The 26,435-nt window shown below is 38.0% G+C and carries 15 protein-coding genes; 7 read left to right on the forward strand and 8 right to left on the reverse strand.

Translation table 11 applies throughout. The annotated features are described in order from the left end of the window. The first annotated feature begins 33 nt into the window (after nucleotides 1–33). The gene (locus ACOH2D_RS16465) at nucleotides 34–429 is read left to right on the forward strand and encodes a hypothetical protein (RefSeq protein WP_449535926.1); all 396 of its coding nucleotides are present in this window, start codon (nucleotides 34–36) and stop codon (nucleotides 427–429) included. Between the two features lie 205 nt (nucleotides 430–634). Here the strand turns inward: ACOH2D_RS16465 and ACOH2D_RS16470 are convergent, their stop codons facing one another. Next, nucleotides 635–1,636: an NAD(P)H-dependent glycerol-3-phosphate dehydrogenase gene (locus tag ACOH2D_RS16470; RefSeq protein ID WP_449535927.1), complete on the reverse strand. Its 1,002-nt coding sequence runs from the start codon at nucleotides 1,634–1,636 to the stop codon at nucleotides 635–637. A 250-nt stretch (nucleotides 1,637–1,886) separates the two neighbouring features. On the opposite strand from ACOH2D_RS16470, the gene ACOH2D_RS16475 reads away from it, so the two are divergent. Together ACOH2D_RS16475 and lysM are read left to right on the forward strand one after the other, a co-directional pair. Next, complete coding sequence (locus ACOH2D_RS16475) at nucleotides 1,887–2,840, forward strand: nicotinic acid mononucleotide adenyltransferase (RefSeq protein ID WP_449535928.1); 954 nt, start codon at nucleotides 1,887–1,889, stop codon at nucleotides 2,838–2,840. Between the two features lie 161 nt (nucleotides 2,841–3,001). Next, nucleotides 3,002–3,472: a peptidoglycan-binding protein LysM gene (gene lysM, locus ACOH2D_RS16480; protein WP_449535929.1), complete on the forward strand. Its 471-nt coding sequence runs from the start codon at nucleotides 3,002–3,004 to the stop codon at nucleotides 3,470–3,472. A 22-nt stretch (nucleotides 3,473–3,494) separates the two neighbouring features. Here the strand turns inward: lysM and ACOH2D_RS16485 are convergent, their stop codons facing one another. After that, entirely contained in the window at nucleotides 3,495–4,817 is a 1,323-nt protein-coding gene (locus ACOH2D_RS16485) for a TlpA family protein disulfide reductase (RefSeq protein WP_449535930.1), read from the reverse strand. Between the two features lie 63 nt (nucleotides 4,818–4,880). Then, on the reverse strand, nucleotides 4,881–8,240 hold the full coding sequence (gene mfd / locus ACOH2D_RS16490) for a transcription-repair coupling factor (protein ID WP_449535931.1): 3,360 nt from the start codon (nucleotides 8,238–8,240) through the stop codon (nucleotides 4,881–4,883). A 213-nt stretch (nucleotides 8,241–8,453) separates the two neighbouring features. Here mfd and ACOH2D_RS16495 point away from each other — a divergent pair, with 213 nt between their 5' ends. Next, a complete protein-coding gene (locus ACOH2D_RS16495; protein ID WP_348036568.1) occupies nucleotides 8,454–8,885 on the forward strand; it encodes a TerB family tellurite resistance protein in 432 nt (143 codons plus the stop codon). 121 nt (nucleotides 8,886–9,006) lie between these two features. On the opposite strand, the gene ACOH2D_RS16500 is transcribed toward ACOH2D_RS16495, so the two are convergent. The 4 genes from ACOH2D_RS16500 to ACOH2D_RS16515 all read right to left on the reverse strand — a co-directional run bounded on the left by ACOH2D_RS16500 (nucleotide 9,007) and on the right by ACOH2D_RS16515 (nucleotide 19,043). Beyond that, the gene (locus tag ACOH2D_RS16500) at nucleotides 9,007–9,444 is read right to left on the reverse strand and encodes a hypothetical protein (RefSeq protein ID WP_348036567.1); all 438 of its coding nucleotides are present in this window, start codon (nucleotides 9,442–9,444) and stop codon (nucleotides 9,007–9,009) included. A gap of 61 nt (nucleotides 9,445–9,505) precedes the next feature. After that, nucleotides 9,506–11,857 (reverse strand): penicillin-binding protein 1C, encoded by a 2,352-nt coding sequence (pbpC, locus tag ACOH2D_RS16505; RefSeq protein WP_449535932.1) that lies wholly within the window; start codon nucleotides 11,855–11,857, stop codon nucleotides 9,506–9,508. Nucleotides 11,858–12,305: 448 nt separating this feature from the next. Further along, the gene (locus ACOH2D_RS16510; protein ID WP_449535933.1) at nucleotides 12,306–17,888 is read right to left on the reverse strand and encodes an alpha-2-macroglobulin family protein; all 5,583 of its coding nucleotides are present in this window, start codon (nucleotides 17,886–17,888) and stop codon (nucleotides 12,306–12,308) included. A gap of 69 nt (nucleotides 17,889–17,957) precedes the next feature. Beyond that, nucleotides 17,958–19,043, reverse strand: coding sequence for an isoaspartyl peptidase/L-asparaginase family protein (locus ACOH2D_RS16515; protein ID WP_449535934.1), 1,086 nt, complete (start codon nucleotides 19,041–19,043; stop codon nucleotides 17,958–17,960). Between the two features lie 118 nt (nucleotides 19,044–19,161). On the opposite strand from ACOH2D_RS16515, the gene amaB reads away from it, so the two are divergent. Beyond that, nucleotides 19,162–20,715, forward strand: coding sequence for an L-piperidine-6-carboxylate dehydrogenase (amaB, locus tag ACOH2D_RS16520; RefSeq protein ID WP_449535935.1), 1,554 nt, complete (start codon nucleotides 19,162–19,164; stop codon nucleotides 20,713–20,715). Between the two features lie 305 nt (nucleotides 20,716–21,020). Here the strand turns inward: amaB and ACOH2D_RS16525 are convergent, their stop codons facing one another. Next, complete coding sequence (locus ACOH2D_RS16525) at nucleotides 21,021–22,073, reverse strand: endonuclease/exonuclease/phosphatase family protein (protein ID WP_449535936.1); 1,053 nt, start codon at nucleotides 22,071–22,073, stop codon at nucleotides 21,021–21,023. A gap of 186 nt (nucleotides 22,074–22,259) precedes the next feature. Between ACOH2D_RS16525 and ACOH2D_RS16530 the strand changes: the two genes are divergently transcribed. Beyond that, the gene (locus ACOH2D_RS16530; protein ID WP_449535937.1) at nucleotides 22,260–25,022 is read left to right on the forward strand and encodes a carboxypeptidase-like regulatory domain-containing protein; all 2,763 of its coding nucleotides are present in this window, start codon (nucleotides 22,260–22,262) and stop codon (nucleotides 25,020–25,022) included. A gap of 58 nt (nucleotides 25,023–25,080) precedes the next feature. Next, nucleotides 25,081–26,435, forward strand: a 1,355-nt coding sequence (locus tag ACOH2D_RS16535; protein ID WP_449535938.1) for a DUF5689 domain-containing protein, incomplete at its 3' end; no start/stop codon positions are given.

Genomic DNA, 26,435 nt, shown 5'->3' on the forward strand with positions numbered 1-26,435 from the left:
TCTTGAGCGGAGTCAAAAGACAGGAGTGTGCCCATGAAAAAAGATATCGAAATCCCAAAAGTTGAAGGCGTATACGTTGCCGTCGTCAGTGAATACAATGACATTTATAAAACTCAAGATTGGAACGCCTATATCATCAATGACAAAGACGTGGATTTAGAGGTCGTTTTGATTGTTACCAGTGGTTATTCCGAAAAGAAAATGACGTCTATCTTCAGGAAAAAACTGGATGTACTTCCTAAGAAAAGTTATGCGAAAATTGAATTGATGCAAGAAGATATATTCGCTCTAAACAACGAATTTAAAGTGACTTTCTTTGAAGGAAATGCGATGTTTGAAAAGACGTATTTATTTCGAAAAAACACGATTAATGAGAAGGCATTACAGAATATTCCGTTGATGAAAGTTAAAGGGGTTTTGGTAAAATAGAACGCTGACCAGCCCTTCCGTTCAGGCGGGTGACGCTGACACTTATGATTTCACTGATCTTTTCGGAAACTAACTTCATTAAGTAGAACCAATATCCCTATTGGAATTTGGTACTTTCTTTTTGAAATTTTTAATCTATCAATTCTGCATCTTCGAGACTCTGTGAGAAATACTTCCCGCTCCACGCTTCAAGCTTCCAGCTTTTTTAATCCAGCCTCTCCGTCAATTTTTCAAAAGTTCGTTTTGGATCCTTTCCCTCATACAGAATCGCATAAATAGCATTAATGATTGGCAACTTGTCTTTCCGTTCGTTCTTTTCAATAAGATCGTAGGCACTTTTTGTAGCATAATAACCCTCAGCCACCATGTTCATTTCCATTTGTGCTGATTTAACCGTGTAGCCTTTGCCTATCATATTTCCGAACATTCTATTTCGCGAAAAAAGAGAATATCCTGTAACCAGTAAATCACCCAAATAGGCAGAATCATTGATGTTGCGTTTCATTTTGTGCCTTTTCTTGATAAAACGCTTCATCTCCCTGATCGCATTGCTCATCAAGACACTCTGAAAGTTATCGCCGTAGCCCAAACCATGCGCTATACCTGCGGCGATGGCGTAAATGTTTTTAAGCATGACGGCATATTCGATGCCTATAACGTCATCACTGGTAGAGGTTTTAATATAATCACTGGCCAAGTTTTTGGCTATGTCTTTTGCTTTACTTTCATCTGAACAAGCAATTGTTAAATAGGATAGACGCTCCAAGGCGACTTCTTCTGCGTGACAAGGCCCTGAAATGACTGCTATATTTTCAAGAGGCACATTATAAATATCATGAAAATGCTCGCCCACTAATTTTCCCGTTTCAGGCATGATGCCTTTAACTGCTGATACGATAATTTTATCCTTAACATCCACGGTCATTTTTTGTAATTCATCATGAATAAAAGCAGACGGAATCACGAAAATCAAGACATCAGCATATGCCGCCATCTCATTAATATCATTACTGATCTTAAGTTGCGCTGTATGAAATTCAACAGAACTCAAGTAACTAGGGTTGTGCCCCTGTTTTAACAAATGCTCTTTAATGTAAGCACTACGCATATACCAACCCACTTCTTCGAGATTCTCACATAACATTTTCACGATGGCCGTAGCCCAACTTCCGGATCCAAAAACGGCATATTTTATCGGTGCACTCATAAATAATCTTAATTTTAAGACTTTCAAAAGTACATAAAATTTCACGTTTATTCCATTTCAAAAACTTCAAGATTCACTTTTTGGCACGTGTTTTGAATTCTGGCCTATTACAATCTTTAAATTATTGGATTATGAGAAAGGCAGATGCTATTACATCTTGAAATCTAAATAGTGATTCTAGATTGTTTGCTAATTTCATCAGACTATCACTCAGTAGTTCAAACCAACATTTTAAACCAAAACTGAACCTATGAAAGCAATAAAATTACTTTTCGGATTTGCCTTAGCTGCAACCCTATTCACGTCTTGTGAAACAAACACCATTTACGAAGAGCCATCAATTTCATTAAATCAACTTTTGCACTCTTATGATTTATGGTATATTGACATTAATCAGACAGTTGGTCGTGGCGAAACTCCGTTCTTACAGATTGCTTTTACGCTATCTTTTAGGAATGGGGTGCTGTATGCCAATAACAATTTAGTTGGTTTTGGACCAAACGGACAAGGCAACGGTTATGGCATTGATGTGGGAGAATATGATGTTTATGACATGGTTTTAGATGTATATCATGATGTCGACGGTTATCAAAGTTTTGATGTGTATCAAATAAATAAGAACACTATTGAATTGTACAACCCTTTTAATAAGACCTCGTACTTTTTGCACGGGTATCAAAAATCACAATTTGATTACGACTTTGTATTTTACGATAATATCCACTATTTCCTGCAGGAATATCAAGCTTGGGAAAAAACATATGTCAGTAAAAAGGGCGTTCTGAATGAATTTGACAACGAAAATTATTTACAGTTCTTGGCTGGTGGTAATGATTCTGAATTTAGAAGCTCTAAAGACTTCAAGATTTCGAACCCAAATAACATTTATTGGGACTATACAGGTCTGTATGGCGTTGGAAATATTAGCGGAAATAAGCATCTCAAAACATTAACATTAGATTATGATTATTTTGACAATGAATTTTTCGAATTGAGCGTTATAAATGATCAGAGGATAAAATTGTACCATCCATATTCTGGTACTACATATGAGTTTACTGGTCGTGGATATATTGAATATATGAGAGGTGCGGAAGGAAAATCATCCATAGTGGACGGCAAAGTTCAGTCCTCTGAAGTACAGAAAAAACGCAAACAGAAAACTGAAAAAAAAGATAACCCTAGGGTAATCAATAGAAGCTAAATTTTGGTTGGTTATTTAGTTTCTAGAAACGCTCATCTGATTTATTTTGGATGAGCGTTCTTTTTTAACAGCATACTAGCGACCTCAATAAGTAGTTTTCAACCAGTTGTGGCAAATCACCTATCAAATCCATTGTTAACTTTGAAAAACTGACATGCAATATGGGACTATTTTCATTTATTAAAAATGCGGGGCCAAAAGTGTTTGGTTTAGGCAAAAAAGATTCAGAAGAAAATGATACTGACCAACTTAAAAAAACTGCGACCAGAAAACTAGAAGAAACGATTAAGGATTTAAAATTGCACGTTGAAAACTTAAAAATTAAAATTGATGACGACATGGCAACGGTTTTAGGAAAGGCGCAGGATCAATCAACGAAAGAAAAAGTGGTTTTGCTCATTGGCAACACCAGCGGAATAGCCTCAGTAGATGACCAAATGAGCGTGGATCACGCCGAGCCTGAAGCGCAGTTTTACACCGTCATTAAAGGAGATACTTTAGAAAAAATAGCCAAGCAGTATTACGGGAATGCGATGAGCTATCCTTTAATATTTGACGCTAATAAACCGATATTAACCAGCCCTGATAAAATATTTACAGGGCAAGTACTCCGAATTCCTATTTTTGGATAAGTAAAAAAAAAAGAGGCTGTTTTTATAAGTCATTTAATAGGGTTTGCACTTCTTCCAAGGTGTCTGGTTTTGCAATAATCTTTTTATTCTTATCCAAGATAAAATAGGTCGGGGTCATTTCAACACCATACTCATTTCCCATATAGCGTCTGGGACTTCCTGAATCGATCACATGAATAAAATTAGGATACTTTAAAATTTCTTTGTCCCAGTCCTCTGATTCTCCTTGGGTCGCATAAGCAATCACTTTTACTTTTTTGGCATCGATTTGGTCAATCGTTTTTCTGATTTCAGGGAGTTGTTGCAAACAATGTGAGCAGCCACTATTCCAAAAAATGAGCAAATAATTATCAGCTAAATTTAATTTATGTAGTGATGATGCTGTCTTTTTCCCTTTCACATCCAATGTAATTGGAAAATCTATCGCCGTAGCCCCTATTGAAGTGTTTTTATAAATGTTCAACTCCCTTGCCAAAGGAAGATCGTTTGCTTTCACGGCAAGCTTCAACAAATAAGTATCTGTAATATAATTGGCGACATTGCTCTCTTCAATCTGCGTCATATTGGTCCAAACAGCCTTTAATAACGCCATTTTTATCTCGTCATTGTCCGCTCCAATATAATTGACCAGATTATCAATTTGATGCTTGTAGAAGTCCTCCGTTGCATCGGCACTCATTCCAAAAATAAAGGCCATGACGCGATCAGTCAAAAACTCTGAACTTTGCAATAACGGATTACTGAAATCGACACTTTTTAGATAGGTGTCTTTTAAGTTTTTTGAATAGGTCGAAACATCTTCATAAGCTTTAGGAATATAAGGTCTGTTAGCTATAATGAAGACTGATGCCAAGGTACCTTTGGAAGCCAATTCAAAGCCACTCTGGGTTTCATCCAAGGTTTTGAAAATATCCTTAAATGCTGCTTTATCATCACTTTGTTGACCATAAAAATTACTGATCGCACGGTTGATCATTTCAATACTGTTCGTGTAGGAAGCCCATAACTTATTCTCATTGGACTCCTTAAATTCTAATCCATCAGTTAAGCTAAAAGTCAACTCAACATCTTCCTTGCCACTATAGATCAAATCAAAGTTGTTCTCCGCCTGTGGCACGCCATAAACAATTTTGTAAATCCCTGGAGTATCTGTGCTGTCCAATTCAATTTTAAAAAGGCCATTTTCATCCACCTTTGCTCTATCAACATAGATGGCACCCGTAGGATTTGATTTATACAAAAACGCATAGGTAAAATCTTCTGCCGGCGAAAAAGTGCCTTCAATGGTGTGTTGCGCCATCGCGATATAAGGCAAAAAAGTCAAAAGTAAAATCATTTTTTTCATACGAACACTATTTTATTTCTAATCGGAAAAGGTCTGAAACCCTTGTCATTTGTATTTCAATAATTAAGCCAAGATAGGCTGCAAGACTGCTAAAGCCTGTTTAACCGTTTTAATATGTTCAAAAGTAAGCAATAAACGCAATCCTGTTCGGGTTTGCTTTTCTTTCATTTTTGCGGCGTGTGGATGTGCTTGGATATACTGTAACACCTTAGTAAAACCAGTACTTTGATAAAATGCACTTTGCTGATCATTGATGAAATAACCAATCATTTTACCTTGTTTCATGACCACTTTTTCCAAACCAATTCTTGTGGCAACCCATTTGATCCGAACGCTGTTCAACAAATCAATGACCTGTTTTGGCATTTCTCCAAAACGATCCACAAGATCGGATTCAAACTTTTGAAGTTCGTCCTCAGTTTTAATCTCGTTAAGTCGGGTATATAAATTTAAACGTTCTGCAATATTATTTACATAATCATCTGGAAACAACAATTCAAAGTCCGTATCGATCGTGATATCCTTAACATAGTCCTTTTCTATATGTTCGTCCTGATACAAATCCTTAAACTCGTTTTCCTTTAATTCTTCAATCGCTTCATTTAAGATTTTCTGATAGGTATCAAAGCCGATATCATTGATAAATCCGCTTTGTTCGCCACCCAATAAATCGCCTGCTCCTCTAATTTCCAAATCTTTCATGGCAATGTTGAAACCACTTCCTAACTCGGTAAATTGCTCCAAGGCGGTCATACGTTTCCGTGCATCATCAGTCATCTCCGAATAATCGGGTGTGATAAAGTAGCAAAAGGCTTTCTTGTTGCTTCGTCCTACACGTCCTCGCATTTGGTGAAGATCACTCAATCCAAAATTATTCGCATTATTGATAAAAATAGTATTCGCGTTCGACACGTCCAAACCACTTTCCACAATAGTTGTGCTGACCAAAACGTCAAAATCGTTATTCATAAACCCAAGCATCAACTCTTCCAATTTCTTTCCATCGAGTTGTCCATGGCCAATCCCAATTTTAGCATCAGGCACCAAACGCTGGATTAAACCTGCAACTTCCTTAATATTTTCGATGCGATTATGGATAAAGAACACCTGTCCGCCACGTTGAATTTCATACGATATGGCATCTCGAATGGTCTCTTCACTAAATCGGACCACATGACTTTCTATAGGATAGCGATTTGGTGGTGGTGTCGTGATGACCGATAAGTCGCGCGCTGCCATCAAACTAAACTGCAACGTTCTTGGAATTGGTGTTGCGGTTAAAGTCAGGACATCGACATTGTCCTTAATAGTTTTTAATTTCTCCTTTACAGCGACACCAAATTTCTGCTCCTCATCAACAACCAGCAAACCCAAGTCTTTAAACTTTACATTTTTATTGACGAGTTGATGCGTGCCTATCACAATATCCAAATTACCACTTTCAAGACGTTCAAGCGTATCGCGTTTTTCCTTCGCGGTTCTGAATCGGTTTAAATAACTGACCGTTACTGGGAAATCTTTTAATCGTTCAGAAAACGTTCTAAAATGTTGATAGGCCAAAATTGTAGTCGGCACTAAAATTGCCACTTGTTTGCCATTGTCAACGGCCTTAAAAGCGGCTCTTATCGCGACTTCGGTTTTACCAAAACCAACATCGCCACAAATCAGTCGATCCATCGGACGTTCGCTTTCCATATCCATTTTGATATCGGCTGTTGCAGTACTTTGATCTGGTGTATCTTCATAAATAAAAGAGGCTTCCAACTCCAATTGCATAGCGCTATCGGGATTATATTGATAGCCTTTTTCCAATTTTCGTTTGGCATAAACCTGAATCAGATTAAAAGCAATCTCCTTAACTCTGGTTTTGGTTTTTTGCTTTAAGGTTTTCCAAGCGTTGCTTCCTAGTTTGTAGATTTTCGGCGGCTTGCCATCTTTTCCGTTAAACTTCGTGATTTTATGGAGCGAATGAATACTCAAATACAACACATCACGTTCCCCATAAACCAATTTGATGGCTTCTTGCTTTTTGCCTTCCACATCAATTTTCTGAAGGCCACCAAAACGTCCAATGCCATGATCAATATGCGTGACATAATCGCCAATATCAAGATTGGTCAATTCTTTTAAGGTAATCGCCTGCTTTTTAGCGTAGCCGTTTTTGAGATGGAATTTATGATATCGTTCAAAAATTTGATGATCAGTATAGCAAGTTATTTTATTGTCATGATCAATAAATCCTTGATACAATGACAAAACAATGGCTTGGTAATGGATGCCGTGCTCTAAGGTTCTACTGCGCTCGGTATTAATATCCTTAAAAATATCATGAAAACGTTTGGCTTGCTGCTCGCTTACACAAGCAATATAATTGGTGTACCCTTTATCGTGAAAGTCGTTTAAATTTTGAATGAGCAAATCAAATTGCTTATTAAAAGATGGTTGGGGTACAGTATGAAATTCAATGGTTTGGTTGCTGAGCACTGTCGAAGTACCAAATTCTACCAAAGTAAAATCGAGCAATTGACGTTTTAGCAGGTTTGAACTACAAAATAATTCTTCTGGCGAAGAGCGCTTGACTTCTGTAGAAAGCGTTTTAAAAGCTTCTTCAGCTTTTCCGAAAAAGTCGTCAATTCTTGAAAACAACAAATCTGCATTCTTAGTAAAAACAACTGTTTTTGGCGAAATATACTTTAAGAAGCTTTCTCTACTTTCATTTAAAAATTTATTTTCAACATTGGGAATGATGTTGATTTTGTTGATTTTTTCGGTGGATAATTGCGTTTCTACATCAAACGTCCGAAGGCTATCTACTTCATCGCCAAAAAACTCAATCCGGTAAGGTTCGTTGTGTGAAAATGAAAACACATCCACAATACCACCGCGGACAGAGAATTCGCCAGGTTCAGTAACAAAATCTATACGTTTAAACTGGTATTCAAACAAGACTTCGTTTACAAAATCAATCGACAAATTATCATTTAGAGAGATTTTTAAAGTATTGCGCTCCAGCTCTTTTCTGGTCACTACTTTTTCAAAAAGCGCATCCGGATAAGTGACAATAATGGCTGGTTTTTTACGAGAATTGATCCGATTTAAAACTTCAGCTCGCAAAAGCACATTGGCATTGTCCGTTTCTTCAATTTGATACGGCCGTCTGTAACTTCCAGGATAAAACAGTACGTCTTTGCTATTTACCAGCACTTCGAGATCATTCAGGTAAAACGCCGCTTCTTCTTTATCATTAAAAACTAGCAATAAAGGAAGATCTGCGGTCTTGAAAGTTTCTGCAATGACAAAACTTAATGACGACCCGATAAGACCTTTTAAATGTGTTTTACTTTGGTTTATGGAAATGGCAGCTTGCAGATCTTGCGTTTGCAAAGTCTGTGCATAAGCTTGCGAGAGATGTGATTTACTCAAGACAATTTAATTTAAGCAAATATAAAGTTTAGAATTTAGATGTAACGTATTGCAATTGTGAATTAAATCTTAAAAAGCAAATCATGAAATGCCCCTTTGCTTTTTAAAATTAAGACAAACGCCACCTAATTTTCATATCATTTTTTAGTTCCATAATGAAAAAAATCTGTAGTTTTGATAGAGATAGTATGCAAAAATTAAAACAAAATACATATGTCAATTTCAGATTTATTTGATAGCGGATTTAAAAAGCGTAATGAAGATCATTTTGCCGCCATTGTTAGAGTAGCCATGGATGATGGTGTGATATCTGACGATGAAAAAGCATTTTTAGATCGCTTAGCTCGTAATTTGGACATCAGCGAGGGAGAATATAAAAATATTCTTAAAGATTATCAATCCCATCCCATCAATCCGCCGACGTCCTATGACAATCGTTTAGAACGAATGTATGATTTGGCGCGTATGGTACACGTTGACCGTATTAAAGGCACTGGCGAGGATGTGTTGTTGAAAAAGATTGGTGTAGGGTTAGGCTTTAGGCCTGATAACGTGAAGTACATTGTGGACAAAGCATTAACCTTGGTTTCTAACGGTGTTGATTTAGATACGTTTATTGATGAAATGAAACACATGAACAGATAATTTAGACGTGTTTTCCAGGACGTAACTTAAAATTAAGAATACAGTTTCAAAATAGATTAAAACAAAAAACCAGAGTTAATAGCTCTGGTTTTTTTATGGATTAAAAAGTTCTGTTGGTCTATTAAAACCAAGTATTCCATGGAATTTTTGCAAGGACACAAATCAATGCCAAGGTGTAAAATATAGCCAACATTTTGAATTTCGGCTTAGAGGTCAATTTCTTTTTATGTTTAGAATAACCAACAGTAATAAATACTACAGCAATAATCATCATTAAAGGATGCTCCACGATGTTTGAACGCATAATCGAATTTCCCATAACTCCTTTCATTCCCAATTCGGAAATTGAGCTCAAATAAGGACCAGTAACATATAATACGATCCCAATCAGCAACTGAATGTGGAATACAATAAGTGTGAACAAGGAAATTCTGAAATCGATAGGATGGAATTCTTTGTTACCAAAAAATTTAAACAAGGCGTTTAAAGTCGCAATCACAATCATAATAAGAGCCAAATAAGCCCAATAAGAATGCAGCATTTTTACAGTTTCGAACATAGATTTTTTGTTTGATAGGTTAAAGACAAAAATAGTAATTTTAAACGTGCTTTCAGACGCCTTATTCTGAAATTTCAATCCAGCGCTTACTTTCATTCCCAAATGCATCGACTACGGTAATCACATGCTTGCCTTGTTTCGGGCGCATGGCGAACTCGTGAATGTCTTTGGTGCTGCCCAAATAGGTTTCATCCAAATACCAAAACACTTCGGTTTCCGGCTTGGAATGTGCCACTCTTAAAATGAGTTCATTGGTTTGCCCGTTAAAATCTTTGGGTAAGAAAATGCTGTTATTTTCCTTCGGATATATGAATTCCATGACCCCGGCGTTCTCTACGATGCAATCCGCTCGAAATGGAGGCAAAGGCTTATAAAACGGATTTTGAGCCTTGTAGTAATATTCCATAAGCGGCGGCAAAATAAACCATGATTTATGAACGATGTTATTCAAATCCTCACAAGACGAATTAACCTGAAACTGTTCATACCTATCCAAATGCACCAACACATGAAACGGACATGGCGGCGTTTTTAGTCCTGCTATTTGAATGAATTTCTGCTCTCTGTTTTCACAATTTGGAGAGGCTCTATAGCCTGATAGTGCGCAAATTTCCACCTCTTGCATTTCATCAAAAGGTTTTGAAAACCAATCGCTTTTTGGCAATACATCAAATACATCAAATAAAATCGGTGCTGCAGTTTGTACGCCCACCAAGCCTGGTCGGCCTTCGCCATCAGCATTACCAACCCAAACGCCCACGACATAATCTTTAGTAGTACCGATGGCCCAGCCATCTCGAAACCCGAAGCTCGTGCCTGTTTTCCAGGCAATCTGTTTGGAGCTGTCATAAAACTCCCAGTTTTCATTGCCTTCTGGCCGGTTGACTTCTTTTAAACTTTCATAAGTAAGATAAATGGAAGCGGCATCAAACAAGGTCTTTTCAGAAGATTTCTTTCCGAAATCAATCGTTTCTTCAGCTAAAAAAGTTGGTTCACAAAATTCATTTTTGAAGTATTCGCTCGACGTTTCGTTAAAGTGATTTAAGGTAGAGGATAAGGCAGCATAGCTTTTGCACAAATCCCAAAGATTACTTTCGGCACCACCAAGAATCAAGGACAGTCCATAATGATTCGCATTATGCTTTAAATCTTTCAAATGCATAGCTTTCAAATAATGATGAAACCGATCCAATCCAAATTCTTGCAACATCCTTACCGATGGGACATTTAGCGATCGCGACAGTGCACGACTTGCTGGCACTGCCCCATCATATTGCTTATCAAAATTTTCGGGGTTGTAACTTCCATATTGTGTAGGCACATCAGCCACCAAAGTGTTGGGCAATAGATCTCCAGCATCCAGCATTGCAGCATATAAAAACGGCTTCAAAATACTCCCTGTACTTCGAGGTTTGGCAATAACGTCCACGTCCTTTTCGTGCTCCTTATCTGTGGGCGTATTACCTACATACGCTATGACTTTACGGGTTCTGACATCCAACACCAGCACCGCGGCATTGTAAATCTCGTTTTGTTTTAAGCTATTGTAGCTATTGGAAACGATTCTGTTGACCTGTTCTTGAATCGGCTTTTTAATGCTGGTTTGCACATGTTTTCCAAAGTGGGTTTGTGAAACTTTTTGCAACAAATGAGGCGCAATTTGTGGTAAGGGATACGGTTTTTGTGGCAAACCCTCTGCAATCGACAATTGATAGGTTAAAGTATCAATAAGTTTTTGTTGCAGTAATTTCTCCAATAATCGGTCGCGCTTTTTGAGCAATTGCTCTTGGTTTTTTCCTGGATAAATTAAACTCGGTGCATTTGGCAAAACGGCTAAGGTCGCACTTTCTGCCCACGACAATTGTGAGGCATCTCTATTAAAATAACGCCATGACGCGGCATCCAAACCGACCACATTTCCTCCAAACGGCGCATTGCTGCTGTAATAGGAAAGAATTCTTTCTTTAGAAGCCCTAAACTCCAAGCGCGTAGCCAAAACGATTTCCTTGATTTTTTCAAAATAAGTTCTAGATTGCCCTTTTCTAGATAAACGAATGACTTGCTGCGTGATCGTACTTCCTCCTCTTTTGATACCGCCAGAACTCAAGTTTTGCTTAAATGCTTTAACAATGGAAACCGGATTGAATCCTGTATGATACTGAAAATATTCATCTTCAAATTGAAGGATGCATATTTTAAACTTTTCTGGAACCGTGTCATTTTGCGGGAAGCGCCATTGGCCATCTTGAGCTATTACGGCGCCCAAAAGTTCGTTGTTGCCACTTGTAATAACCGTTGCCGTTGGATCTTTAAACAGTTGCCTTGGTAAACAAAAATAATAGACCACCACAATTATAAAAGTTATGGCAGACTTGAACTTGTGATGTTTTATGTAGGTTATTATTTTGTTCATATGATATGAGAGACCTGACAAGTTTTGACTTGTCCGCCGAAGCTTTAGCGAAGGAGGAAAACCTGTCAGGACTGATTGTTATTTTTAAACAGGATTAACCCTTCCGTCTTTAAGCTCTATTCTGAGCTTAAAGCCACCTTCCCTTCAAAAGGGAAGGAATTTTTGACTCGGCCATATTAAGAACTTTATCACAAATTAAAATTCTCACGCTCTAAAAAAATGAACGATTTTCAAATCTAGTAACAATTTTAACTTCTCCTCCTTTGAAAGGAGGAGTGGATTCAATTCCAGAAAAGTAATTGAAGACGAGGTGGTTGTTTAACCTCTTTTTAAAATTGGCCAAACCTCTCAGGTTTTGAAAACCTGAGAGGTTTTTAACAACAGCTACGCTGAACCTAAAGGTTTCCTGCCTTTACTTCGAAAAGCTCAGCAACCACGCAGGAATTTGTTACTTTAAAACCTCAATCCATTTCCCTTTGCTTCGCACCAAAAACTCATTATCATACATCGCTTCTGCTTGCACACCTGGTAAATAATAAGTACCCAAATACGACGCATTCAACATAACCGTAAACGTCTTGGTATCATATTTCCCCTTCTTAGGTAAGTCGAAATAAAAGTTGACACGGTCGTCTCTAATATCTGTATAGCGCGCTTGACTGACAGTGGAATCTCCAAAATCAGTGAAACGCGTATTTAAGATTTCCCAACCTGACGGGAAGATTTGCGTTAACGCCACATCATTTACATCTTGATTTTTAAGATTGGTTACCTTCACTACGGCCACAAAATCCTGCCCTTGGTTAAGCTTCGAAATATCCATGACGTTTCCTTTCAAATTTTTATAAATCACTGAGACACTTAAGCCGCGCTGTTCTGAAATCTCTTTGCCAAGCGGCAACCTGCCAGAATTCAAGACGCGTACATACACGACATTGGCTTGATTATTTTTAAAGCTAAACGAATTACTGCCTTCTTTAACTGATAGTTCGCGTTGGGCGATGGCACTTTTGGTATCAATGATTTCAGACTTGCCATTAAGCGTGAATTCCACTTTTAATGCTTTTCCACCATTGGCTTCTACCATTTTTGCCATGGCCAATAAACTATAGGCGGTGGTTTGTGTACTCATCCAGCGATTGCTGGAAAGATCTTTAGCAACATCCTGTGCCAATTCACGCATTTTCGGATTCTTGGTCAATACCATCGTTTCCAAAGCCATGGCTCTGTTTCTATCGATCGAACCGTATGTATAATAGTTATACTCTTGAGGTACAAAATTGATGTTTGCAGTGCTCGAAATCTTATCACTTGCTTCCTTTTGACCTGCCAAGGCATACGCCGCTGCGAGTCGCCATTTGGCTTCATTGGAAATTTCGCTAAACTCACGCAAACGGTTCATGGCCGCCAAATCTGCACTTCCGGCCAAAGCCAAAGTATATAAACGATACGCCTGAGCTAAATCGGTATTCGCGGTTCTATAACTTGGACGCCAATCACTGGCGGCCTGTTTTTGGTAACGCAACCAGTTGTTCTTAAAGGTCAGTGGCAACACAAATCCTTTATTCTCTGCTTCCAACATAAAATGGCCAGCAAGACTGGTACTCCAATCATTGGATGCACTTTCTCCCATCCAATAACTCATACCACCACTTGGGTTTTGGTAATTCCCCAAACGCTTGACGCCACTTTCAAGATTCTTTTGGATTTCCTGTTTTTTCTGATAGGTCAGATCGAAAATATCACCCAAATACAATTGTGGAAACAATCCGGAAGTCACTTGTTCCAAACAGCCATGAGGATATTGGATCAAGAATTGTAAACGTCGGGAAAAATCCATCGGTGGCAATGTTGAAAATTCAACGGTAGCACTATTGGTTCCAACTTCGCCAAAGGTTGAGAAATCCATGGTTTTAGTCGTATTAGCTTCTAAAGTTTCATCCAATGCTTTTGAGGTAATCGGGTTGGGATTAAAAACGTCGATTTCTACTTTGTAGGTTGACTTTTCGCCATTACCACTTGCAATTACTTCAACAGTGTTGATGCCTTTTGCTTTGCTGACATCCAATTCAAAATAAGTCATTTGTTCATCTGGTCGAGCAAAAGTCAGTGATTTTGTTTTTTCTCCAACGATATATATTCCATCGCTCAGTTTTAAACTGATGCTCACATTTTTTACCTTATTTTCCATGGTAAACACAGTAACCGGCAAGGTCACTTTTTCGCCTGGACTCAATTTTCGTGGTAAACTTGCCAACACCATCAATGGTTTTTTTACTTGAACGGATTTATCAGTACTGCCATAAGCTTCGGTTTTCGCATCTCCAGCGACCACCATCGCTCTTACAGCGCCGATATAATTAGGCATTTTTATTTTATGTGATTTCTTATCGCCTGCACTTAATGTAAAAGGACCTAAATAAGTGACTACAGGTTTGAAGCGGTTGGCTTTTTTGTTTTTTCCTGCCGCAGCGTTCTCATCGCCACCAATGGCAAAAACCTGATCGATACTGCCGCTGTAAGCGCCAATGACGTCATCAAAAATATCCCAAGTTTTTACACCCAACGATTCGCGCGCGTAAAATTCATCCCAAGCATTTGGCGTTTTAAATCGGGTTAAATCTAAGAGGCCTTCTTCTACAATAGCTATGGTGTAAGTCATTGCTTTTTTATTCTTCTCGCTGACTTCAATTTTATACTCTTGCTCAGGCTGCAGCACATCGGGCATTTTAATTTCCGGTTTTAATTTAGTCGCTGGATTTTCGACCATAATCGGAATCACGCCATATAATCGGATTGGTAAATCATTGGCTGTAGTAGCATGTGGTTGTAACAACGAAATATTGACAAACACGTTAGGTGCCATTTCTGGAGTAATCGGTATTTTGACCGTGGTTTCGCCTTGCGTGGTCATGACCCATTTGTACGACAACACGTCAGAGCCATTTTCAATACTCAAAAGCGCTCTTCCTTCGGTTCCTGACGGGAATGTAATTTTAGCAGATTCGCCAACATTATAGTTTTCTTTATCCGCCGAAAAGACCAACATTTTTGCGGCTTCTTTATCTCCAGAAGGCGTGTTTTCATACCAGTTCTTATAGAAATAAGCCGTTCTACCAGTCGCATGTCCGCTTTGTGGATCTATAACTCTGATCAAGTAACGGCCGCGTTCATTTTCAGGAATGTTCAGCGTGAATTTCCCTTTCCCGTTAGCATCTGTCGTGACTTTTTTGTCCAAATAAGGCTTGTGATAACTGCTGGACACATAACTCGACAGATTATCATAAGAGGAATTCCACCACCATTGCCATTCAATTTTATAGACTTTCACTTCCAGGTTTTCACGTTTTACAGGGTTGCCTTTTGCATCGACGGTAACCACATCAAAAGTTTGGTTTTCATCTGTAAAAAAGGAACCGTAACGGTTGCCTTCTGGTGATTTCAATCCGACGAATGAACTATAAGGCGCATAGGTTTTTGTGAAAGCGTCCAATGAAAAATCGCCGCCATTTTCAAAAGCCCTAACCAAAAACTGGACGTTCAATAAGCCTGGAGCATTTTTGCCAATGTTCAACGATGTGTTGATTTTCGCTATGCCCTCTTCATTTAAAGCACCTTCAAAAACGGTCATTTCTTCTGAAGAAAACGAACGCGTCGGATCGACAAACTCATAATCCTTATAATTTTTAAAACCTTCGTAAGAGGTGCTGAATTTCGCCCTGATCTCCGCTTTTAAGTTTTTAGCAGGTGCACCATGCAGCCATTTGACATCCAATGTACCTTTTAAAGGCTCATTATTAACCAATACCTCATCTTCAAAATCAATCTTAATTTTGAGACGGTTAGGCTTAACAGTTTCTATCCGTAAACTTTTATAAAATGAAGCGCCACCTACTGAAACCTTAGCACTATAACTTCCGGTCTTATCTTCCGTATCGGTTGGGACGATAAACCGGTAGAAATTATTAAGGCCTTCCGTACTGATGTTCTTGTAAACGAGTTTACCATTCGGATCGCTAATTTCCATTTTAACAGGATGTCCTTTTGGTAATTTATTATCATTATCATTCAATATAAAGGTTAGGAATAATGAATCTCCAGGACGCCAAACGCCACGTTCACCATAGATATACCCCTTAAGTCCGCGTTGCAAACTGTTACCCGAAACGTCAAATTTACTTAAGGACAATGAATTGCCATCGTCCAATTTAATATAGGTTGTGTTTTTCCCTTTAGTGACAATGGCGAAAGTGGCGAGTTTATCAATTTTTATACTGACCAAGCCTTCACTATCGGTTGTGCCCTTTCCGATTTCCTGTTGTTGAAAATTAAACAATCGGACCATTGCCCCTCCTTCTGGTTTAGTATCCAAAATGTTAGAAACGGCAAAATAATATGAGTTATTGGCACCTTGTTTAGCAATCACACCTAAATTAGAAGCCAATAGGTTTTGTGACACGACACGATCTTCATTGTAATACGCGTCATGACAAGGATTGTTCTGCTCATTCCAATTGTAACTGTAATTTTTGTAGCTGTAAATTAAATTGTCCCAATATTCTTCCTCACGTAAATCCTCATCTTCAGTGGTGCTCTCGTTGTAATTGCCTTCATAATAATCGCCGTCGTAATAGTCATTATAATAATCGTCTTCCGATTTTTCGACACTGCTATAATTATCACAATTAAATAGTGAATATTCCTTTTTAATGCTCAATTCTACACGATAAATGGCGCCAGCGTCAGCTTTGAAAAACTTCGATAAATCAATGCTATAGGCTTTCCATCGCCCATCATTTTCAACCCCATCATTTTGCAGGGTAATGGTTTGTTTTGCAATCCGTCTACCAACACGTTTTAGGGCATATTCATTAGTAGTCTGAAAAAAATTATCCTGAAGATACTGTAACACATTATTTTCAAAAATTTTGATGATGCGGACGTCTACCGCCTTCAAGTTAACAGCTTCAAAATTGAATTTCAATTCCTCTGAATTCGGTAAAATAGTTCCATTACTAATCAACCGAACTTGTGGTTTTAATTCTTCAAAAGAAATCGTTTCAGAAAATCGCTCTTTGAGTTTGAACCCGTCGGTATTGGTGATGCCTTGAAAAATATCCACCAAAACATCGCCGACCAACTTTGAACTTGGATAGACTTTCAGAACATTGCCATCTACAATAAATTTTGGGTTTTTGGAATTTTGAAGGGTAATCAAACCGTCAAAATTTTGCTGTTTTTTTAGAGGATCAGAAAAATTGATGGACAAAAACTGTTCTGGGTTTTGAACGACTTCTAAATGGACAATGGTAAAATTGTTAACTCCAGGAATCATCACTTTGTTATCGCCGGAATTACTGGATTTAATGGCCTTTCCATTCCATTTGATTAGAATTTCGCTGTCTTCAATCAATCTGTTAATACTATCTACTTTGAATTCGAAAACCTTAGACTTTCCTACGGATTCATTCCATTGCAATTTGAGTTTTTTACCCTTTTGAGTGGCTTCCACCAGTTGCTTAGCATCTTTGATGTCGATGACGTCGGCCGATTTTAATACCGCTTCCAGATATTGCCAGTTTTTACTATAAGATTGTAAGTAATTTGTCACCACATTAAAATTAGGCGCAATCGTTTTAAATTGAAACGTATACGACCCAAATTCTTTAGGTTGATTTTTATAAATTTTGTCCAGCCTAATGGTAACCGTATATTCCGTATCTGGTTGAAGGGATTCGTCTGGTTTAAAAACTAAGGCATGCGCATTTTCCACCAATAATTTCCCCTGAATTTTAGGCTCTATTTTTACAATATTATCTTTAATCTCCTTACCAATCTCCCAACCTTCCACATCTTTCCTCAAGTTGATGATAATAGGATCAGCAATTGACACCCAGCCAGCAGTGGTATAACTGATATAATCTCTAAACTTAAATAGGTTATCAGTTTCCTCTTTGGAGCCGTCTTCCTTTTTGCAAGAAATTAAAAGGAGCACTAGGAATGCAGACGTGAAAATGTTTTTTAAGGACATAGAATTCAAGGTGTTAATTGACGTTTTTCAACTTAAGGCAAAGGTAAATTCTGGAGAATTCTGTAAAAATTAATCTTTATAAATTCCGATATTTAGATTTCCTGAAGCGTCTATGGATGCGCGATACATGCCTTCCGTATTGAATTCCATGACCATATTTCCGTTCTTATCGACGGCCACAATACCACCATCGCCACCCAAATCAGGTACTTTTTTCTGAATGACTTCCCTCGCAGCTTCTTGCAATGTCAAACCTTTATAATCCATTAATGCAGAAATATCATGAGCTACCATCGCACGAATAAAATATTCGCCCCAACCTGTACTGCTCACGGCACATGTGGCATTATTGGCATAGGTTCCCGCACCGATAATTGGTGCATCGCCAATGCGTCCCCAACGTTTATTGGTCATGCCTCCAGTGGATGTCCCTGCAGCGAGATTTCCATCTTTATCCAAAGCAACACAACCCACGGTCCCAAATTTTGAATCTTTAATTGTTGGATCGTAAAACGCTGCTTTATCTCGGGTGGCTTCATTTTCTTCAGCAGCCTTTACTTTTTGTAAGGCCTTGAAACGGCTTTCGGTATAAAAATAGGAAGGATCCACAAGTTCCAAACCCTGCTCTTTTGCAAACTGCTCCGCACCTTTTCCGGAGAGCATCACATGAGGAGAATTCTCCATCACAGCTCTTGCCAAATTAATCGGATTTTTAACGGTGGTTGTACTTGCCGAAGCGCCAGCATTCAAAGTTTTTCCATCCATGATAGAAGCGTCTAACTCGTTTTTACCTTCATTTGTAAAAACGGCACCTTTTCCGGCATTAAATAACGGCGAATTTTCTAAAACGTTAACCGTTTTTTCGACGGCATCTAAACTCGTCCCTCCATTTTTAAGAATCTCATAGCCTACGCGTATTGCTTCCTCCAATTTTTCGGTATAAGCAGCTTCATCTTCTGGTGTCATATTTTTCTTCAAAATTGTACCTGCACCGCCGTGAATCACAATGGCAAATTCATTGATTTTTTCAGAGGCAGGAGCGTCTATATTTACGCTTTCTTTAGATGAATTCTGGTCAGAATTAGTAGTGTTTTTCTCGTCTTTACATCCTAAAAACAACAGCAAGAACAAAGACAAATAAGTAAGTTTTTTCATGATAAACAGTTTGATATTAAGCTTTAAAGTTAGTATTTTTTTAAGAAGCCCCAACTTCAAAAAGCCATATAATAGTGTTATATTCGCAAACGTCAATAATTAATTAAAAAATACATACATGCAAGCAGTTGCTAAAGATTTTGGAATTGAAAAAGCCCTAAAACAATTAGGCGTAAAAGATATAAACGAAGGCACATCAACAGGCTCAAACAACTTTTCTAATGGAGCAGTTATTGAAAGCTATTCTCCAGTAGATGGGAAACTGATTGGCAAAGTAAAAACGACGACAAGAGCAGATTACGATAAAGTAATAGATGCAGCGACAAGCGCATTTAAAACTTGGAGAGATGTGCCAGCACCACAACGTGGCGAAATTGTGCGTCAATTTGGTAATAAATTAAGAGAGTTAAAAGAGCCTCTTGGGAAACTTGTTTCGTACGAGATGGGTAAATCCCTACAAGAAGGTTATGGAGAAGTCCAAGAAATGATTGATATCTGTGATTTTGCAGTCGGTTTATCTAGACAGCTAAATGGTAAAGTGATTCCTTCAGAGCGTCCAGGCCACGTGATGAGAGAGCAATGGCACCCAATTGGTGTTGTTGGTATTATTTCGGCGTTTAACTTTCCGGTTGCTGTTTGGTCTTGGAATACGGCTTTAGCTTGGATTTGTGGTGATGTTTGTGTTTGGAAAGCTTCAGAAAAAGCACCATTATGCTCTATTGCCTGTCAAAATATTATCGCAGGAATATTAAAGGAAAATAATTTACCAGAAGGAATCTCTTGTATTATAAATGGAGATTATAAAGTAGGTGAATTTATGACTAAAGATCCTAAAGTTGCTCTGATCTCTGCAACAGGTTCAACACGAATGGGCCGTATAGTCGGAACAACAGTTGCTGAGCGTTTTGGTAAATCTTTATTAGAATTAGGTGGTAATAATGCTATTATCATTACACCAACTGCAGATTTAAAAGTGGTGGTTCCTGGTGCTGTTTTTGGTGCTGTTGGTACCGCAGGGCAACGTTGTACCTCAACTCGTCGATTAATTATCCACGAATCTGTTTATGATAAAGTAAGAGACGCGATTGTTGGTGCTTATGGCCAAATAAAAATTGGAAATCCTTTAGATGAAAACAATCATGTTGGGCCATTAATTGACAAAGATGCTGTCAACACGTATTTAGCAGCTATTGAAAAAGCAAAAGCTGAAGGCGGAAAAGTTCTTGTTGAAGGCGGTGTTTTAGAAGGAGAAGGTTTTGAAAGCGGTTGTTATGTTAAGCCGGCAATTATTGAAGCTGAAAATCATTTTGAAATTGTACAGCACGAAACTTTTGCTCCAATTTTATATGTCATGAAATATTCTGGTGAAGTCGAAAATGCCATCGAACAACAAAATGGCGTGGTTCAAGGTTTATCTTCTTCGATTATGACCAACGAATTGAAAGAAGCAGAGAAATTCTTGTCTTATGCAGGTTCAGATTGCGGTATTGCAAACGTTAATATCGGAACTTCTGGTGCTGAGATTGGTGGAGCCTTTGGTGGTGAAAAAGAAACTGGTGGCGGACGTGAGTCTGGCTCTGATGCATGGAAAGTATATATGCGTCGCCAAACCAATACGGTTAATTACTCAGACCAATTGCCATTGGCGCAAGGAATTAAGTTTGACCTTTAAAAAGTATTTATTTATAATTTTAGAAAAGCCTTTTTCAATAGAAGAAGGCTTTTTTTATAAGAAAAAACTTAGGACTAAGGTATAACATCAAGCAGACAGACGTTCCGAAAGTGTTTTAAAGATCTGTTACATTCGCGACATTTATAGTCAATCTTTACGTAGTCATTTTTCAGATCACGAGTAAATTCGTGAAAATTAGTGTCGAAATTTTCAGAAGGTAAAGTGAGATTCACTAAATCACACACTTGCGTAACTATGTGCAGATAGAGGTTTAACCTAATTTGACATCAATAAACATATCATCTCTATTGCACCTCCTTTATCAGATAGATATACACCGGAAAGTGATCACTAAAGCCTCCAGTAAAACCGCCATCTGCAAAACTTCGAAACGGATAGCCTTTCCAACGGCCTCGTTTAGTGACCAAATAGTTTTTATTAAAAATAAAGGCTTTGTAGAATTGAAATGAAGTGTAATCCTTCTCCAAAAAAGGCTGGGTCATCATGATTTGATCAAACAAACTCCACGCATCGCGATAGGCATTGGTGCCCAAACCACTTTTATAAAAATTTTCATAAGGATTGTAAATGCCTTTTAATCCGACCTCTTCTTTTTTAGCCTTCGCCTTCAAAACATCTTTAACGCTGGCATTTATGGGGTCGTCATTTAAATCGCCCATGATGATAATTTTGGCATAGGGGTCGATGATTTGCAAAGAGTCGATGATTTTTTTATTGAGTTTTGCTGCGCCAACACGCTTACTTCGGCTGCGTTCTTCGCCACCACTTCGCGAAGGCCAATGGTTGACAATAATATGAATCAAATCGCCATCCAATTTACCGGTCACTAAAAGTTGATCTCTTGTATGAACACGTTTCCTGGTCATATCATCATAAATATACAAGGTATGACTGCTGGAAGAAATCGGCTGAAATAAGGCCTTTTGATAAATCATGCCCACGTCAATGCCACGATTGTCGGGAGAATCGTAATGGATAATCCCATAATTTTTTCCAACTAATAATGGATCATTGACCACATCAACCAAAACACTCCTATTTTCAATTTCTGCTACACCTAATATCGCCGGAGCATTACCCGCGTCGTCCGTACCAATATCCGCAATAACCCGTGCCATATTATGAACCTTCTTTTTATACACTTCCGATCGTCCTGTATTTAGCTCCATAATCGGACTGGCTTCGTCAAATTTGGTAGGATCATTTATGGTATCAAATAAATTTTCCAAATTATAAAAGGCGACGGTATGGATCTTAAATTTTTTGGCTTCTTGACACCAAAGATTCGAAACCAACAGAAAAAAGATAGCCGTTATTAGTGAGTTTCGGAATTTCATTCTTTAGATATTAATTGTGTTCATTCTAAATTCAATCTCAAATGTAAATCATTATAATAAATAATGTAGCTTTGAGAGACTTAAATAACTAGTAATTAATTTATTACATAATTTCCACAATAAAACAAACCAATTATACTTGACTGATAGAAAGCAATGAATTAACCAAAACAATAAGTTAAACAGATGAAAAAAAGCTCTACTATTTTCTTATTTGGATTTTTTTCTGTCTTTACTGCCGCGGCTCAAGAAACTGTTGTAAAAGGAAGTGTTATTGATGGGATGAACCATGAGCCCATTCCAAATGTCACGATTACCATTGAAGAAACGCTGCAAACTTCACAAACCGATGCTGAAGGTAAATTCAGCTTTACGTCCAATGTTCCACTAGGAGAACACATCCTGAAGGTTGAAAAAAGAGGTTATATTACCAAACGCTTCCCAATCATTATAAACGAAGGACAAACCTTAGAGATCAGCGACATGATGCTCGATATCAACGTTGCAGATTCTATCGACTTATACACTATCACTTTGTCAGATGATGAATTAAATGATGATACCACTGGCGGCGCAGATAATATTTCGGGACTTTTACAATCTTCACAAGATGTTTTCCAACGGACGGTTGCGTTTGAATTTAGCTCTTCGTTTTTTAATATGAGAGGTCTTGACTCAGAAAATGCATCAGTTTTGATTAATGGGATTGAAATGAACAAGCTATACAATGGCAGACCGCAGTGGAATAATTGGGGCGGTTTAAATGATGTGTTCAGAAACCAAGAGCTGGCAACTAATTTAAGTCCTTCAAACTTCACTTTTGGAGGTGCTTTAGGATCGACTAATACCGACACCAGAGCCTCAGAATATAGAAAAGGCGGTCGTATAACTTATTCGCTATCGGACAGAAGTTATACCAATCGGGCTATTGGAAGTTATGCAACTGGGCTTATGGAAGGCGGCTGGGCCATAGCTATCGCCGCTGGAAAACGTTGGGGAGAGGAAGGCTATCAGGACGCTACTTTTTATGATTCCAATGCGTTTTTTGCATCTGTTGAAAAGAAAATAAATGAGCAACACAGCTTTAATTTTACTGGGATTTACGCACCAAACCGAAGAGGGAAATCATCTCCAAACACACAAGAAATCTATGATTTAAAAGGCATTAAATACAACGAGTATTGGGGCTATCAAAATGGCGAAAAACGCAACTCACGTGTCAAAGAAGTAAATGAACCCATATTGATGTTGAATTATTATTGGAAACTCAGCAACAAAACAACCTTGCAGACTAATTTGGGGTACCAATTCGGCAAAACTGGAAACAGTCGTTTGGATTATCCTGGTGGCGCCAATCCAAGTGCTGCCTATTATCAAAAATTGCCAAGTTATGCGCTGGCTGATCCAAAAAGCCCTGATTACGCCAAAGCTTATCAATTGGAGCAAAACTTTTTAAAAGATGGTCAAATTGATTGGAATAGAATATATGACGCTAATATGACCAACAACATAAGTGGTTTAAACGCAGCTTATGCCTTATATGAAGATCGAAACGATGATACGCAACTAACCGGAAACACGATTCTCACTTCGGATATTACAGACCATATCACGATCAACAGCTCTATCAACTATCGCCATTTAAAATCGGAGAATTTTGCTCAGATCAAGGATTTATTGGGAGCAATAGGCGTTTTGAATGTCGATTCTTTTGATAACATTCAATACGATTTACAAAATCCTAATCGTATTGTTGGCGAAGGCGATCGTTTTAGATACAACTACATTCTTTATGCTCAAGTAATTTCTGGATTTGCTCAGGCACAATTCAAATATAACAAAGTCGATTTCTTTGCCGCTTTAAACATTTCAAATACGACGTATCAACGGGAAGGCCTTTATCAACATGAAATCTATGCCAATAATTCCCTTGGAAAAGGCGAAAAATTAAGCTTTACAGGTTTTGGCGCCAAAGGTGGATTAACTTATAAAATCACTGGAAAACACTTGCTAAATTTCAATGCAGGATATATCTCAAAAGCACCTTCTCTTAGAAATACCTATTCCAATTCCAGAGAAAATCACAATGTGGTTAAAAATATTACTGAAGAAAAAATAACGTCGGTTGATGCGAGTTATATTTTTCGCTCTTCTATTGTAAAAGCAAAATTGACAGGTTATTATTCGAAAATTGAAGACGCTAATGAAATTTCCTTCTATTATGCTGATGGATTGAGCAGTTTTGAAATCTCAGAAAACCAAACCTCTGCTTTTGTTCAAGAAATTTTGCATGGCATTGACAAAACAAATTTTGGTGCTGAATTCGGCATGGAAGCACAAGTAACTCCAACCATAAAATTAAAAGGTGTAGCGGCTTTGGGGCAATATACCTATGCCAACAATCCGAATTTATATTTAACCTCCTCAAGCTTTACCAATGTTAACGGCCTTGATTTTGGGCAGGCCATTTTAAAGAACTATAGACTTGCCGGTGGCCCTCAAACAGCCTATTCCTTAGGTTTTGAATATCGTGATCCAGATTACTGGTGGTTTGGTGCTACGGCAAATATTTTTGACAACACTTATGTAGATATCAGTCCGTTGATAAGAACACGCAACTTTTATGCTGATGCCGATGGTTTACCATTTAATGATTATGATCCTGAGTTGGCCCGACAGCTTTTAAAGCAAGAAAAATTTGATGATTACATGATAGTGAATCTTGTTGGCGGAAAATCATGGAAAATTAACAGCTATTTCGTTGGCTTTTTTGCGAGCATCAACAACGTCTTGGACGTCGCCTACAAAACCGGTGGCTTTGAGCAAGGTCGGAATGCGAATTATAGAACATTAAAAAAAGACGCCAGCAATGATATCCCAGTATTTGGGTCAAAATATTGGTATGGACGTGGTGCAACTTACTTTTTAAACGGTTACATCAGATTTTAAAAACGTGTTGCCATCCGCATAAAATAAAAAGCAGTTAGGAATCAAAAACAATAAGGCTATGATCAAAACAAATAAATTTTTAGCATTTCTTATGATCTCAGCACTGACCATCGCCAATATCTCATGCGTGCAAAGTGATGATTTTAGTGTTCCTGATAATTTAGGTGCTGAAGAAAACAAAGCTTTGGACGCGCTTTTATCACGTGGTGCTACTGAAGTTTCCATGGCAGAATTGAAATTGAAATACGCCAACAATTATAAAAAACCGGTATTAATTGACACTGATGTTTATATAAAAGCCTACATCAGTTCTTCAGATAAAGAAGGTAGTTTTTTTAAAGAAGTATTTCTACAGGATGCACCCGAAAACCCTACAGCGGGCATCAAAATCATCCTCAATCAAGTGGATATTTATAATCAATTTAATTGGGGGAGAGAAGTCTATATTCAATTAAAAGGTCTTTATATTGGCGAGGAACGTGTTGGAAATGGGATGATAACCATTGGTGGTAATACGTCTACCGATCAATACGGAACTACCGTTCAACGATTGACCGAAAACCAACGTGCACGACACCTACTTCGTTCTCAAAACTCGATGAAGTTAGTTCCGCTGAATCTTAAATTCTCCGACGTTAATATAGGCCATTTAGGGATTTATGTACAATTCAATGCCGTGGAATTTCTGGATGATTTAGTGGGCAAACGGTATTTTGACCCAGCTCAGGATTTTGATACGCTCTGGGCAATGCAAGCGTGTTCAAACGATATTGGGTATTCCTATTTTAACTTGGAAACGAGTTCTTTCGCCGCATTTAAGGAGGCACTACTTCCCACTGGAAATGGGACAATTAAGGGAATTATCTCAAAAACTTTTGATGGCAGCGCCCTAGTTCTGGTCTTGAATGACTTGGAGAGCATTAACATGACCGAAAGTAGATGTACGCCCATGAGCATTGAAAATTATAACATCGTATTTAAAGAGGATTTTCAATCGGCCGTTGACGATACCAATATAAACAAAGAAGGTTGGACCAATTTTGCCCAAACGGGGAAAGTCATTTGGAAAACTCAGGTTACTGACGAAAATAAATTTGCTGAGTTCAATCCTATGGGTTCCGGAAATACGTCAAACATTGGATGGCTCATTATACCAGGTTATAATAAAAATTCCAAATCGTATGCCTATTTAAACTTTAAGGCCGCTCAATACCAAGTGAGATCTTCCACCAATACATTGGAAGTGCTAATCTCACAAGATTATGATGGCGCCAATGTGATGGCCGCAACTTGGCAACCTTTAGAGGCTACTTTACCTTCACAAAATAGCCACTCTCACGAATTTATAGATTCCGGTTTAATTGATTTATCATCTTATGAAGGAATGTTGTACATTGCCTTCAAAGTGACTGG

This window comes from Gelidibacter sp. (genome assembly GCF_053579655.1).

What these genes read in the sequence shown, in the direction of transcription:
- ACOH2D_RS16465 (WP_449535926.1), top strand. Translation starts at nt 34, where the DNA reads ATGAAAAAAGATATCGAAATCCCAAAAGTTGAAGGCGTATACGTTGCC.
- ACOH2D_RS16470 (WP_449535927.1), bottom strand. Translation starts at nt 1,636, where the DNA reads ATGAGTGCACCGATAAAATATGCCGTTTTTGGATCCGGAAGTTGGGCT.
- ACOH2D_RS16475 (WP_449535928.1), top strand. Translation starts at nt 1,887, where the DNA reads ATGAAAGCAATAAAATTACTTTTCGGATTTGCCTTAGCTGCAACCCTA.
- lysM (WP_449535929.1), top strand. Translation starts at nt 3,002, where the DNA reads ATGGGACTATTTTCATTTATTAAAAATGCGGGGCCAAAAGTGTTTGGT.
- ACOH2D_RS16485 (WP_449535930.1), bottom strand. Translation starts at nt 4,817, where the DNA reads ATGAAAAAAATGATTTTACTTTTGACTTTTTTGCCTTATATCGCGATG.
- ACOH2D_RS16495 (WP_348036568.1), top strand. Translation starts at nt 8,454, where the DNA reads ATGTCAATTTCAGATTTATTTGATAGCGGATTTAAAAAGCGTAATGAA.
- ACOH2D_RS16500 (WP_348036567.1), bottom strand. Translation starts at nt 9,444, where the DNA reads ATGTTCGAAACTGTAAAAATGCTGCATTCTTATTGGGCTTATTTGGCT.
- pbpC (WP_449535932.1), bottom strand. Translation starts at nt 11,857, where the DNA reads ATGAACAAAATAATAACCTACATAAAACATCACAAGTTCAAGTCTGCC.
- ACOH2D_RS16510 (WP_449535933.1), bottom strand. Translation starts at nt 17,888, where the DNA reads ATGTCCTTAAAAAACATTTTCACGTCTGCATTCCTAGTGCTCCTTTTA.
- ACOH2D_RS16515 (WP_449535934.1), bottom strand. Translation starts at nt 19,043, where the DNA reads ATGAAAAAACTTACTTATTTGTCTTTGTTCTTGCTGTTGTTTTTAGGA.
- amaB (WP_449535935.1), top strand. Translation starts at nt 19,162, where the DNA reads ATGCAAGCAGTTGCTAAAGATTTTGGAATTGAAAAAGCCCTAAAACAA.
- ACOH2D_RS16525 (WP_449535936.1), bottom strand. Translation starts at nt 22,073, where the DNA reads ATGAAATTCCGAAACTCACTAATAACGGCTATCTTTTTTCTGTTGGTT.
- ACOH2D_RS16530 (WP_449535937.1), top strand. Translation starts at nt 22,260, where the DNA reads ATGAAAAAAAGCTCTACTATTTTCTTATTTGGATTTTTTTCTGTCTTT.